Origin of the sequence: Variovorax terrae (assembly GCF_022809125.1) — a bacterium.
Classification (GTDB): Bacteria; Pseudomonadota; Gammaproteobacteria; order Burkholderiales; family Burkholderiaceae_C; genus Variovorax_A; species Variovorax_A terrae.
The window spans coordinates 1,483,757-1,495,209 of sequence record NZ_JALGBI010000001.1; the positions used below are offsets into that span (position 1 = coordinate 1,483,757).

Below are 11,453 nucleotides of genomic sequence, written 5' to 3' on the forward strand. Positions count from 1 at the left end.
CAGGTGGGCGCGTCTTTTGTGCAGAACCCGCAGGCTCGCTAAGCGTCGCGCAGCAGGGCCATTGCATAGCTGTCGCAGTACGCTCCGTCGACTCGAAACGACTGGCGCAGCAGCCCTTCGACGTTGAACCCGAAGCGTTCGTACAGGGCCTTGGCCCTGGCATTGTCAGCACGCACCGCCAACTCGATGCGCGTCAAGCCTGTGGCCCATGCGGCATCGATGGTTGCGCGCATCAGTTGGGCGCCGATGCCCTGGTGCCGTGCCGCCGGGACGAGACCGATGCCGAGTGTGCCCACATGCGACCTCGCCTGGCCGTGGGTCGGCAATACGTCGCACCAGCCCACCACAACGCCGTCCATGAGCGCAACCCTCTGGCACCATCCGTTGGCGATGATGGCGGCGTGGAAGGCCCATGCATCTTCAACCGATGACGCTTGCGTGAACGCGAGAAACCGCTTCTCGCGTGCCACGGTATCGAGGGCGGCTCGAAAGCCCTCGAAATGCCCGTTCGAAATGGGTTCGATCGACAGGTTCATCCGATGGCTGCCCGCATGAACGCCGGGCTCAGGGCGCCGCCGTCTTCGGCTTGAAATCGCAGTAGGGGGCCACGACGCACTGGTAGCACAGCGGCTTGCGCGCCTGGCACACGTAGCGCCCGAGCAGGATCAGCCAGTGGTGCGCGTCCACCATGTAGGCGGGCGGGATGCGCTTCAGGAGTTGCATCTCCACCTCGTAGGGGGTCTTGCCGGGAGCCAGGCCGGTGCGGTTGCCCACGCGGAAAATGTGCGTGTCCACCGCCATCGTCGGCTCGCCGAAGGCCACGTTGAGCACCACGTTGGCGGTCTTGCGGCCTACGCCGGGCAGGGCTTCGAGCTCCTCGCGCGTACGCGGCACCTGGCCGCCATGCTGTTCTACCAGGATGCGGCAGGTCTCCATCAGGTGTTTGGCCTTGCTGCGGTACAGGCCGATGGTCTTGATGTAACCCTCCAGTCCGTCGAGCCCGAGGTCCAGGATGGCCTGTGGCGTGTGGGCCACGGGAAACAGCCGGCGTGTGGCCTTGTTCACGCCCACATCGGTGGCTTGCGCCGACAGCAGCACGGCCGCGAGCAGTTCGAACACGCTGGTGTATTCCAGCTCGGTGTTCGGCTGCGGATTGGCGGCCTTGAGGGTGGCGAAGAAGGGTTCGATGGCGGCGGCTTTCATGCCGCGTAGTGTATTCGTGCCAGGGGGCTGGCGTGCCCGTATCGGCAGGCACCCCGCAGGCGCTACACGGCCAGGTAGCCGCCGTCTGCGGCAAGAACCGCGCCCGTCACGAAGCTTGCGAGCGGCGACGCGAGGAACGCCACCGGGCCCACGAGTTCGTCGGGCCGGCCGAAGCGGCGCAGCGGGATGCGCGCCAGCAGCAGAGCGCGCCGCGCCGGGTCGCCGCGCGAGGCGGCTGTCATGGCCGTTTCCATCACGCCAGGGGCCACGGCGTTGACCCGTACGCCGCGCGCCGCGAGTTCGAGGGCCATGACCTTGGTCAGCATTTCTGCCGCGGCCTTCGAGGTCGAATAGGCCACGGAAAATGGGGAGGCTCTTGCGGCCGAGATGGAGCTGATGTTGACGACGTTGCCGCCCGACGCTTCGAGCAACGGCAGGAACGCCAGCATCGTGTTGCGGACCCCGTCCAGGTTCACGGCCATCGCATCGCGCCAGAGCTGATCGCGGTCGGCGCCGTCGAAAGGGTGGCGGGGGCGGATGCCTGCGTTGTTGACCAGAACGAACTGATGGCCCGCGGGGAGCTGCAAGGCCGCGGCGGCCGCCTCGCAGGCGCGGGCGTCGGACACATCCAGCGCGAGTGCCTCGGCCGAGCCGCCATCCGCGCGGATCCGCTCAGCGGTGCGCTGCGCGGCATCGGCACGCACATCGGTCGCGACCACGTGGGCGCCATGCCGGGCCAGGCCCAGCGCCAGCGCCTCGCCATTGCCCTGGCCGGCACCGGTGACCAGCACGGCATGAAGGGGAAGCAGGGCGGCACTCATCGGAAGCACCGTTGCGCAAGCGGTGTCTCGGCACTGGCCACGAGCGCGCCGCCGCAGACCCCCTCGCGACCATACACGAGCCAGGCGATGTCAACCGCGCCGACATCGAGCTCGATGCGGAACCGGCCCGGATGCTGGTCGGCCAGCGAGAGATCGGTGAAGCCCGAATCGATGTCGCCTGCAAGCAGCAGGCGTGCGACCTCGGGCCCGGAGGGCAGCTCGACCTGCGTGGGCCAGCGGCTCGCGTCGAAGTAGACGCGCGTGGCGGGCATCAGGCCCAGCGTCCGCGGTGCTTCCCGCTGCGCATGGGTGAGCACGCCCATGGGCGCGGTCGGACCGAGGAAGCAGTCGACCAGCCGGCAGCGAGGGTGGTGGCGGCCGATGCAGGCGCCGACCTGGGGGTGCAGGCAGGCCTGGACGACGAAATCGGCGCGGCCGTCCAGCAGATGCTCGAAGGCGAGGTCGAAGTTCGGAAGGCAGTCCACGCGAGCGTGTGACAGCCCGTGGAATGCAAGGTAGCGGCGCACATTGATCTCGTGGTTGCTGCCCTCGGGACCCAGCGTGGCGAAGACGAAAGGCGTGTTGGCGGCCATGGTGTCAATCCACCTTGGCGCCGCTGGCCTTGACCACAGCCTCGTACCGCAGGAGTTCGCTGCGGATCAGCGCTGCAAACTGCTCGGGCGTGCTCGGCACGGGCTCTGCCATCAATTGCGTGAACCGGCTGCGGGTGTCGGGCTCGTTCAAGGCGGCGGTAAAGGCGGCATTGAGCCGCTGCACGACGTCCGGCGGCGTGCCGGCCGGTGCGATCAGGCCCCACCAGGTGTCGATCGCGAAGCCGGGAAAAGTCTCGGCGATGGCGGGGACCTCGGGCAACAAGGGGCTGCGCTGGGCCGTGGTCACGCCCAGTGCCACCACGCGGCCGGCACGGATGTTGGGCGCGGCGGTGGCCAGGTTGTCCAGCGTGAAATCGACCTGCCCGGCCAGCAGCGCCAACTGGGCCGGCCCGCCGCCGTTGTAGGGGACGTGGACTGCGAAGAAGCCGGCCCGCTGCTTGAACATCTCGCCCGCCAGGTGCCCTGCACTGCCGTTGCCGCCGCTCGCGTAGTTGAGGCGGCCGGGATTGGCGCGCGCGAAGGTCAGGAAGTCGCGCAGGGTGGCGATGCGCAGGCGGCGTGCCGTGTCCGCATTCACCACGAGCACATTGGGCACACGCACCATCTGCGTGATCGGGGCAAAGTCCTTGACCGGATCGTAGGGCAGGCGGCTGAACAGCCAGGGGTTGATCGCATGCATGGCCACGGCCGCGATGCCGAGCGTCAGTCCGTCGGGCGCGGCCTTGGCTACTGCTTCCACGCCGATGCCACCCCCCGCGCCGGGCTTGTTGTCGATGATGATGGTGCCCAGGCGTTCGCGGGCCTTGTCGGCCAGCAGCCGCGTGGTCACGTCGGTCGGCCCGCCCGCGGTGAACGGAACGATGATGCGCAGTGGGCGGTTCTGCGAGTGGGCGGACCGCAAGGGCATAGTGGCGCTGGCTGCGGCGAGCAGGGCCGCGCAGGCGGTTCTTCGTTGCATGGGGAGTCTCCTGATGAATGAGGCTCCTGAGCTTGCGGCCGGCACGGCCATTCGGCCTGTATCGCGCGATACAGACGAGCGGTGTTTTCTACGCGCTTCGCAGCAGCGCCAGCACGGCCTGCCGGTCCCGGATGTGCACGCGGCCCGGGGCGGTTTCCAGCAGGCCGCGTGCCGCGAGCGACTTGAGCGCGCGCGTGACCGTGACCCGGCTGAGCGCCATCATCGAGGCGATCTGCTCATGCGTCAGTTCCACGGCCGGCAGCGCAGTGGCGCTGGTGGCGCCGGGCGCATCCAACCGCGCCACGCGTGCCAGCAACTCCAGCACGCGTTCTTGAGGATCCGCCGAAGCAAAGCGCGTGAGCTTGCGCACGAGGAAGTGGTTCTTGCAGCCCAGCAGCCGCAGCAGCGATGTGGCGAGCGCGGGTTGCTCACGCAGCGTGGGCTCGATGTCGGCCGGCAGGTAGCGGCTCAGCACGGTATCGGTCACCGCCAGGGCCGTGACGGTGCGTGGCAGTCCGGAGTAGGCCGGTCCTTCACCGAAGATGGCACCGGGCCCGAAGATCTCCAGCAGCAGTGGCGAGCCGTTGCCGCGCAGGATCGTGGTGTGCACGAAGCCGGCGCGCAGCAGATAGAAGTAGCGGTGGGATTCGCCTTGCCGGTACAGCGTCTGGCCTGCCTCGAGCTTCATCACCTCGCCCAGCGTCGTGGCTTCGAGCCAGAGCGAGCCCAGGGCGAGCGAAGCGTCCCACGACGCATAGGCAGGCGAGGCGATGGGATCGACGGGGATCGAGGCTGGGTGGCGGCGCGGCATGGCGCGATTGTGCGCGCGTCGCGATGCCGCCATGAAGGGCCCGCCGCATCGGCGCTACAGTGTGCGCGATGGTTTCATCGATTGGATGAGAATAAGGCCCATGAGAAGCAGAGCCTCCATCCGCCGTTCACCGGCCTATGCGTCGTGGGATGCATCGCTGACCGTGTCCGGGCCCTGGCTGCACGCGGTGGAACTGGGGACCATCGTGCGGCGTGGAGCGGGCCAGGTGTTGTACGGCGAAGCGAGCCGGCATGATTTTTTCTATCTGATCCGCTCCGGCTTCGTGCATACCACTCTGCAGAGGCCCAACGGCACCAGCCTGCTGCTGGACATCTTCGGGCCCGGTGCCATCTTTGGCGAAGGCTCATCCTTCACGGGGCCTGTGCGTTCCGCCACGGCGACGACCATCACGCCCGTGGTGCTGAGCCAATACCATCCCGCCCAGATCGCCGATGCATTCGCGGCGCAGCCCGAGCTGGCCGTGTCGCTCATCAAGTTGCTGGGCACCAAGAACCGGCTGCTTCTGAACAAGCTGACCCGCTTCACGTCATCCGACCCCGAAGAGCGCTTGGTGGAGCTGCTGGCGCGGGTGGCGCAGACCTGGCGAGATGATCCATACCCCGGTGACACAGCCGCGGACACGACGCATGCCCGCTCCATCCACCTGACGCATGAGCAGATTGGCGCCATGACGGCGCTCAGCCGCGTGTCTGTCACGCGAGCGTTGAAGTCGCTGGCGGACAAGGGGCTGATCGCCACCGGCTCCAAGAACGTGGAAATCATCGACCGCGAAGGCCTGATCGCCCTCCTGGGGCCGCGCTGAAATTCTGCGCACGACTTGTATCCCCGGATACGACGAATTGACTCCATCCTGCGGATACTTTGCCGCATGGAACACAGGAGTAATCGAATGGGATCGTGGATCAAGGTCAAGGCTTCGGATGGGTTCGTTCTGTCCGCATGGCAGGTGGAGGCCACCGGCGCTCCACGGGGGACCATCGTGCTGGTGCAGGAAATCTTTGGCGTCAACAGCCACATCCGCAGCGTTGCTCAGCGCCTGGCGGGAGAGGGCTACGATGTACTGGCACCTGCGCTGTTCGACCGCGCCATGCCGGAGGTGGAACTGGGCTACAACGCCGAGGGCATCGGCCAGGGCGTGGAGCTGATGCAGCGCGCCAGCCTGGACGACGCGCTGCGCGATGTGGATGCCGCCCGTGCGCACGCGGCGCAGGGCCTGCCGGTGGCGGTAATGGGATTTTGCTGGGGCGGTCTGGTCGCCTGGCTGTCGGCGACGCGCTTGGACGGCTTTGCTGCAGCCGTGCCGTACTACCCCGGCGGCATTGGAAACTTTGCAGCCGAGGCGCCGCGCTGCCCGGTACTGCTGCACTTTGCCGAGCATGACGATCATATTTCCCTGGCCGAAGCTGAAGCCGTGCGCGTCGCACACCCCGGCCTTGCAACTGTGCACATTTATCCAGCGGAGCATGGCTTCAACTGCGACGAACGCGGCAGCTATCACGCACCCAGTGCGGCGCAGGCATGGGAGCGCAGCCTGGGCTTTCTGGCGCTGCATATGAAGGTGCGCAACGCATGAGCCAGCCCGCATTGCCTACGCGGCCTGTTGGCCGCAGTAGCCTCCGTGTGAGCGTGCTGGGCCTGGGCTGTGCCACGTTGGGTGGCAGCCGCTTTCCCGTCAGCCCGCAGGTGGCCGCGGGCGCCATTCACCAGGCCTGGAACGACGGTGTGCGCTACGTGGACACGGCGCCGTTCTACGGCTACGGCGCCGCCGAGCGGCGCGTGGGCGATGCGCTGCGCGCCATGCCGCGCGGCGACTGGGTGCTGTCCACCAAGGTCGGGCGGCTGCTGGTGCCTTGCGCCAACCCGCCTGCCGGCGCTGGCGGCACGCCTAGGCCCATGCCGTTTGACGCGGTGTACGACTACAGCTACGACGGCGTCATGCGCTCGTTCGAGGCCAGCCTGCAGCGTCTGGGGCTGGACCGCATCGACATGCTGTTCGTGCATGACATTGGCGCCTACGTGCATGGCGCGGCGCATGCCGGCCACATGCAGGCGCTGGAGCGCGGCGGCTATCGGGCGCTGGACAGCCTGCGCAGCGGTGGCGCCGTTCGCGCCATCGGCCTGGGCGTGTTTGAAACCGCCGTGTGTCTGGAGGCCATGCAATGGGGGCATTGGGATGCCTTTCTGCTGGCGGGCGGCTACACGCTGCTGGGGCAGGAACCCTTGATGGACTTGCTGCCTGCATGCGAGACGCAAGGCGTGTCGTTGATCGTGGGAAGCCCTCTCAACAGCGGCATTCTGGCGGGAGGCGGGCTGTGGAACTACAAGGCGCCGCCGCCGCCCGTGGCGGCGCGTGCCGAAGGCATCCGCGATGTCTGCGCCGCCTTCGGCGTACCCGTGGTGGCCGCTGCGCTGCAGTTCGTGCTGGCGCATCCGGCCGTCGCTGCGGTGCTGCCCGGCCCGCGCAGCGCGCAGGAGCAGGCAGACAACCTGCGTGCGCTGCACCATCCCATTCCCCCCGGCCTGTGGGCTGCGCTGCGCGACCGGCACCTGTTGCATCCGCAGGCTCCGGTGCCGCAGGGGCCGGTTGTTTCCACTGACTCCATTGAAAGGACGATGCATGAAGTTCAATCGTAGAAGCAGCCTGGCCGCCCTGGCCGGCGCGGCACTGGGGGCCGCATGGTTCCCTCAGGCGTATGCGCAGGCGAAGGACTACACGGGCCCGATCAGGATCCTGGTGGGCTTCAATCCTGGCGGCGCGACCGACGTGGTGGCGCGCCAGATCGGCGACAAGCTCAAGGACCTGCTGAGCCAGGTCGTGATTGTCGAGAACAAGCCCGGTGCTGGCGGCATGATTGCGACACAACAGCTCAAGGCCGCGCCGGCCGACGGCTCCACCGTCATGCTGACGATCGACCATACGCACCTGATCGTGCCCTTGACTTTCAAGGCGCCGGGCTACGACCCGGCCGCCGATTTCACCGCGCTGGCCGGTGTCGCCAACTACTACAACGCCCTGGTGGTCGCCAACAGCCTGAATGTGAAGAACATGGCCGAGTACGGCGCCTGGCTCAAGGCCCATCCCGGGCAGGCCAACTACGGCGTGGGTGCCGCCGGCAGCGTTGCGCAGTTCTCCGGCCAGTTGCTTGGCCAGTCCCTGGGCGTCAAGATGGTGGCGGTTCCGTACAAAGGCGGGGCGCCGCTGGTGCAGGATTTGCTGGGCGGGCAGATCCCGGCGGGCATCGTGTCGTTGACGGACGCCATCGAGCATCATCGTGCGGGCAAGCTGCGCATCGTCGCGGTGTCGGGCGCCGCGCGTGCCAAGGCCACTCCCGAGGTGCCGACCTTCACCGAGCTGGGGCTCAAGGGATTGGACAAGAATCCGTGGCTGGCTTTCTTCGGCCCGAGGGGCATGCCGCCCGAGTTCGTGGACCGCTTCACCAAGGCCGTGGCCGCCGTGCTGCGCCAGCCCGACATGAATGAGAAGCTGGCCAAGATTGGCAACGAAGTGCTGTATGCCACGCCCGAACAACTGCAGCGCGATTGGGTTGTCTCGACCACGCGGCACTGGGCGCCCGTGGTCAAGGAGTCGGGGTGGGAACTGCAATAGGCGAGCCTGGCTTCCTGGCCAGCTACTGGACGTTGGCGGGCGATGTGCTGCCTCGCTCGCCCAGCCAGATCAGCCCCCACAGTTTCGAGAGCCGCGTCCGCGCCGCGGCCCAGGCCGGCTACACCGGCCTGGGGTTGATGAACGATGATCTGGCCGCCACGACTCGGCGCATGGGGCTCTCTGCGATGCGGCGGTGCCTGGACGACCACGGCTTGCGGCACCTGGAACTGGAGTTTCTGGGGGACTGGTTTGCAGACAGCGAGCGCCGTGCCGCATCGGACCGCACACGCGCCGAGCTGTTGGCCGCTGCACAGGCCTTGGGAGCACGCCACATCAAGATAGGCGGCGACCGCTACGGCGCGCACTGGCCGCTGGCACAGCTGGTCGACAGCTTTGCACGCCTGTGTGAAGAGGCGGCGCGCCACGGCACGGCGATCGTGCTGGAACTGCTGCCCTGGACCCAACTGGCGACGCCGGCGCAGGCCTTGCCGCTGCTGGAACAGGCGCAGGCCTCCAATGCCGGGCTGCTGCTGGACGTGTGGCACCTGCAGCGCGCGGGCGTGCCCTGGTCGAGCCTGGCGGCGTTGCCGCCGCGCTGGGTGAGGGCTGCCGAACTCAGCGACGCGGGCCCTCCCGAGGGCGACGTGTGGGCTGACACCATCCATCGCCGCCGCCTATGCGGCGAAGGTGGCTTTGATCTGCGAGGGTTCATCCAGGCGCTGCAGGCCACAGGCTTTGACGGCCCCTGGGGCATCGAGATCATCTCGGACACGCACCGCACGCTGCCGTTGTCTGCGGCGGCGCAGCGCGCGATTGACACGGCGCGGCAACAGTTCGTACAGAATGCCAGCAGCCAACTGCGCGAGAATGCAATTCGTTGATTGCCTTTACAGAGATATCAAGACCATGTCCATCCAATTCGCCGGCCGCCTGAACAACGTCGAAACCTCCGCCATCCGCGAACTCTTCAAGCTGCTGGGCAAGCCCGGCATCATCAGCTTCGCCGGGGGCTTCCCTGACAGCGCCATGTTCGACGTGGAGGGCCTGAAGGAGGCCAGCGCCAAGGCCCTGGCCGAGGAGCCCGGCGGCGCGCTGCAGTACGGAGCCACCGAAGGCTACAACCCGCTGCGCGAGCAGCTGGCGGCCTTCATGGGTACCAAGGGCGTGAAGGGCCTGAACCCCGAGGGCCTGATCGTCACCACCGGCAGCCAGCAGGCGCTGGACCTGCTGGGCAAGACCCTGATCAGCCCGGGCGACAAGGTGATTGTCGAAGGCCCGACCTTCCTGGCCACGATCCAGTGCTTTCGCCTGTACGGCGCCGAGCTGATCAGCGCGCCGATCGATGGCAACGGCGTGAAGACCGACGAACTGGAAAAGCTGATCGCCGAGCACCGTCCCAAGTTCGTCTACCTGATTCCCACCTTCGGCAACCCCAGCGGCGGTCTACTGAATCTGGAGCGCCGCAAGAAGGTGCTGGAACTGGCCGTGAAGTACCAGACCCTGATCGTGGAGGACGATCCTTATGGCGATCTGTACTTCAATGAGGCGCCGCCGCCGTCCATCTTGGCGCTGAGCGACAGCGTGCCCGGCAGCCGCGAATGGATCGCCCACTGCGGCAGCATGAGCAAGGTGCTGAGCCCCGGCCTGCGCGTGGGCTGGATGATCGCCCCCGCGGAGCTGCTGGCCAAGGCCACCATGTGCAAGCAGTTCAGCGACGCCCACACCAGCACCTTTGCCCAGGCCACTGCCGCCCAGTACTTGAAGGCGGGCCGCATGCCGGCCACCCTGGCCCACGTGCGCAAGGTGTACGCCGAGCGCGCCCTGGCCATGGGCGAGGCCTTGCGCCAGGAGCTGGGTGATGCCATCGAGTTCGTGCAGCCCCAGGGCGGCCTGTTCGTCTGGGCCCGCCTGACGGGTGCAGGTGGCAAGGTGAAGGACGGCAACGAATTTGCCAGGCGAGCGATCGAGCAGGGCGTGGCCTTCGTCCCCGGTGCGCCGTTCTTCTGCGCGAACCCCGACCCTGCGACGCTGCGGCTGAGCTTTGCCACGGCCGACGTGGCCAGGATCGAGGAAGGCGTGGCCAGGCTGGGCAAGGCGCTCTGAGTCCGGCGCACCAGCGCGGGATGTCTGGTGAGCGCCTCGCCGGGTCTTGCCCATGCACGCATGGCGGCGCTGACCGGCGGCTCACCGCCAGCCTGTACCATGCAAGGTCATGGCCGAAACCACCATCACCACCGACAGCTACAAGCTGTTCCCCTCGCCGCGCAACGTGCATCGCGAGGTGTTTCTGCACGAGGTGTTCGTTCCGCACCCCTATGCCCTGATCGACCTGCCGAGCTTCCGCCTCCAGGGAAAGCACAGTCTGTTTGCCGCCTATCGGCTGGCTGACCGGAAAATGGGGCAATTGGTGACCTTCGAGCTCGCAGCGGACGCGGCCAAGTTCAATGCCAATTTCGTGCCGGATTGAATTGCAGGCCCATGCAAGAAGAATTCCGCTTCAACGTCTTTGGCCGTTTGGTTGCCGTGGTTCGCACGCCCACCGGATGGAACGCCTTTGCCGTGGGCGCAGACGGCAAGCGCGGGCCGCTGGGCATCGTGGTGCCGGATTTCGTGGCTGAAGACGAACTGGGCCAATACCTGTTCGACATCTTTCATGAGAGCGCCACGCCGGGCAACGGCGATGTGGTGCCTGTCGGTGACCAGTGCTCCGGTGGTGCGACGGAGACTCTTTCCCTGTGAGGGCGCGGGCATTTCCTGCATACGGCCTGTCGCCCTCATCGCGATATCGCTTTAGTACGGCAGAACAAACCCGTTCTTCCCCGCGTTGATGCGCAGGGCGGTCGGCTTGCCGTTGACCTCGGCCGCCATCACGGACACGCTCGCACCGGGCACCAGCAGGCCGCGATCGCCGGGGCGGAAGGTGATCACGGGCGCGTCAGGCGGCACGACGATCGTTTTCTCTCCGCCGTTGTATTTCACCCGCAGGGTCTGGCCGCTGGGCGCGGCCATCACATCGGCCACGGTGGCATTGGTCATGGTGCTGGAGGGTTGCAGGTCGAACGGGCGATGGCCTTCGCCCCGGCCCCGCGCCGATTCAGGGAACACCGTGATCGCGATGGCGCGCAGGCTGCCGTCGGCCTGGGGCAGGGCGGCCGTGCCGATGAAACTGCCCGCCCGGATGTCCGCCAGGGCAATGGGGTAGACCTCGATGACCTCGGTCGCGTCTGTGATGGCCATCTCGATCACCTCAGGGCTGCTGCGGTCCTTGACGGTCACGCTGGCGGCTGTCGCGCTGACGATGGTGCCGCGCAGGCGGAAGGCGGCGGGGTTGGCCGGCTGCGCCATGGACGACAGGGGGAGGGCGATGGCCGCAAGGCACAGGGCCAGGGTGGCGGCGCGTCGAGTGGGCTGGTGCATG

15 protein-coding genes are annotated in these 11,453 nt (G+C 67.4%); 8 read left to right on the plus strand and 7 right to left on the minus strand.

The window, feature by feature from the left end:
- Positions 1–38: 38 nt before the first annotated feature.
- The 6 genes from MMF98_RS06980 to MMF98_RS07005 form a co-directional block, all read right to left on the minus strand.
- Positions 39–536 carry a GNAT family N-acetyltransferase gene (locus MMF98_RS06980; RefSeq protein WP_243305516.1) on the minus strand — a complete coding sequence of 166 codons (498 nt, stop codon included), beginning with the start codon at positions 534–536 and terminating at the stop codon, positions 39–41.
- A 28-nt stretch (positions 537–564) separates the two neighbouring features.
- Positions 565–1,203, minus strand: coding sequence for an endonuclease III (nth, locus tag MMF98_RS06985; protein ID WP_243305517.1), 639 nt, complete (start codon positions 1,201–1,203; stop codon positions 565–567).
- A 62-nt stretch (positions 1,204–1,265) separates the two neighbouring features.
- Positions 1,266–2,024 (minus strand): SDR family NAD(P)-dependent oxidoreductase, encoded by a 759-nt coding sequence (locus tag MMF98_RS06990; protein ID WP_243305518.1) that lies wholly within the window; start codon positions 2,022–2,024, stop codon positions 1,266–1,268.
- A complete protein-coding gene (locus tag MMF98_RS06995; RefSeq protein ID WP_243305519.1) occupies positions 2,021–2,617 on the minus strand; it encodes a hypothetical protein in 597 nt (198 codons plus the stop codon). Before MMF98_RS06995 ends, MMF98_RS06990 begins: the two co-directional genes overlap by 4 nt.
- A 4-nt stretch (positions 2,618–2,621) precedes the next feature.
- Positions 2,622–3,596 (minus strand): tripartite tricarboxylate transporter substrate binding protein, encoded by a 975-nt coding sequence (locus MMF98_RS07000; protein WP_243305520.1) that lies wholly within the window; start codon positions 3,594–3,596, stop codon positions 2,622–2,624.
- An 88-nt stretch (positions 3,597–3,684) separates the two neighbouring features.
- On the minus strand, positions 3,685–4,407 hold the full coding sequence (locus tag MMF98_RS07005) for a Crp/Fnr family transcriptional regulator (protein WP_243305521.1): 723 nt from the start codon (positions 4,405–4,407) through the stop codon (positions 3,685–3,687).
- Between the two features lie 100 nt (positions 4,408–4,507).
- On the opposite strand from MMF98_RS07005, the gene MMF98_RS07010 reads away from it, so the two are divergent.
- From MMF98_RS07010 to MMF98_RS07045, 8 genes are all read left to right on the plus strand, one after another.
- Positions 4,508–5,230, plus strand: coding sequence for a Crp/Fnr family transcriptional regulator (locus MMF98_RS07010; RefSeq protein ID WP_243305522.1), 723 nt, complete (start codon positions 4,508–4,510; stop codon positions 5,228–5,230).
- A gap of 87 nt (positions 5,231–5,317) precedes the next feature.
- Positions 5,318–6,001 carry a dienelactone hydrolase family protein gene (locus MMF98_RS07015; RefSeq protein WP_243305523.1) on the plus strand — a complete coding sequence of 228 codons (684 nt, stop codon included), beginning with the start codon at positions 5,318–5,320 and terminating at the stop codon, positions 5,999–6,001.
- Complete coding sequence (locus tag MMF98_RS07020) at positions 5,998–7,062, plus strand: aldo/keto reductase (RefSeq protein ID WP_243305524.1); 1,065 nt, start codon at positions 5,998–6,000, stop codon at positions 7,060–7,062. Before MMF98_RS07015 ends, MMF98_RS07020 begins: the two co-directional genes overlap by 4 nt.
- Positions 7,046–8,035, plus strand: coding sequence for a Bug family tripartite tricarboxylate transporter substrate binding protein (locus MMF98_RS07025; RefSeq protein ID WP_243305525.1), 990 nt, complete (start codon positions 7,046–7,048; stop codon positions 8,033–8,035). Before MMF98_RS07020 ends, MMF98_RS07025 begins: the two co-directional genes overlap by 17 nt.
- Positions 8,020–8,916 (plus strand): sugar phosphate isomerase/epimerase family protein, encoded by an 897-nt coding sequence (locus MMF98_RS07030; protein WP_243305526.1) that lies wholly within the window; start codon positions 8,020–8,022, stop codon positions 8,914–8,916. Before MMF98_RS07025 ends, MMF98_RS07030 begins: the two co-directional genes overlap by 16 nt.
- Positions 8,917–8,947: 31 nt before the next feature.
- Positions 8,948–10,138, plus strand: a complete 1,191-nt coding sequence (locus MMF98_RS07035; RefSeq protein WP_243307338.1) for an aminotransferase-like domain-containing protein — start codon at positions 8,948–8,950, stop codon at positions 10,136–10,138.
- Between the two features lie 109 nt (positions 10,139–10,247).
- On the plus strand, positions 10,248–10,502 hold the full coding sequence (locus tag MMF98_RS07040; RefSeq protein ID WP_243305527.1) for a hypothetical protein: 255 nt from the start codon (positions 10,248–10,250) through the stop codon (positions 10,500–10,502).
- 11 nt (positions 10,503–10,513) lie between these two features.
- Positions 10,514–10,774: a DUF7661 family protein gene (locus MMF98_RS07045; protein WP_243305528.1), complete on the plus strand. Its 261-nt coding sequence runs from the start codon at positions 10,514–10,516 to the stop codon at positions 10,772–10,774.
- A 51-nt stretch (positions 10,775–10,825) separates the two neighbouring features.
- Here MMF98_RS07045 and MMF98_RS07050 read toward each other — a convergent pair whose 3' ends face one another.
- Positions 10,826–11,452, minus strand: a complete 627-nt coding sequence (locus MMF98_RS07050; RefSeq protein ID WP_243305529.1) for a hypothetical protein — start codon at positions 11,450–11,452, stop codon at positions 10,826–10,828.
- Between the last annotated feature and the right edge of the window lies 1 nt (position 11,453).

What these genes read in the sequence shown, in the direction of transcription:
- MMF98_RS06980 (WP_243305516.1), bottom strand. Translation starts at nt 536, where the DNA reads ATGAACCTGTCGATCGAACCCATTTCGAACGGGCATTTCGAGGGCTTT.
- nth (WP_243305517.1), bottom strand. Translation starts at nt 1,203, where the DNA reads ATGAAAGCCGCCGCCATCGAACCCTTCTTCGCCACCCTCAAGGCCGCC.
- MMF98_RS06990 (WP_243305518.1), bottom strand. Translation starts at nt 2,024, where the DNA reads ATGAGTGCCGCCCTGCTTCCCCTTCATGCCGTGCTGGTCACCGGTGCC.
- MMF98_RS06995 (WP_243305519.1), bottom strand. Translation starts at nt 2,617, where the DNA reads ATGGCCGCCAACACGCCTTTCGTCTTCGCCACGCTGGGTCCCGAGGGC.
- MMF98_RS07000 (WP_243305520.1), bottom strand. Translation starts at nt 3,596, where the DNA reads ATGCAACGAAGAACCGCCTGCGCGGCCCTGCTCGCCGCAGCCAGCGCC.
- MMF98_RS07005 (WP_243305521.1), bottom strand. Translation starts at nt 4,407, where the DNA reads ATGCCGCGCCGCCACCCAGCCTCGATCCCCGTCGATCCCATCGCCTCG.
- MMF98_RS07010 (WP_243305522.1), top strand. Translation starts at nt 4,508, where the DNA reads ATGAGAAGCAGAGCCTCCATCCGCCGTTCACCGGCCTATGCGTCGTGG.
- MMF98_RS07015 (WP_243305523.1), top strand. Translation starts at nt 5,318, where the DNA reads ATGGGATCGTGGATCAAGGTCAAGGCTTCGGATGGGTTCGTTCTGTCC.
- MMF98_RS07020 (WP_243305524.1), top strand. Translation starts at nt 5,998, where the DNA reads ATGAGCCAGCCCGCATTGCCTACGCGGCCTGTTGGCCGCAGTAGCCTC.
- MMF98_RS07025 (WP_243305525.1), top strand. Translation starts at nt 7,046, where the DNA reads ATGAAGTTCAATCGTAGAAGCAGCCTGGCCGCCCTGGCCGGCGCGGCA.
- MMF98_RS07040 (WP_243305527.1), top strand. Translation starts at nt 10,248, where the DNA reads ATGGCCGAAACCACCATCACCACCGACAGCTACAAGCTGTTCCCCTCG.
- MMF98_RS07045 (WP_243305528.1), top strand. Translation starts at nt 10,514, where the DNA reads ATGCAAGAAGAATTCCGCTTCAACGTCTTTGGCCGTTTGGTTGCCGTG.
- MMF98_RS07050 (WP_243305529.1), bottom strand. Translation starts at nt 11,452, where the DNA reads ATGCACCAGCCCACTCGACGCGCCGCCACCCTGGCCCTGTGCCTTGCG.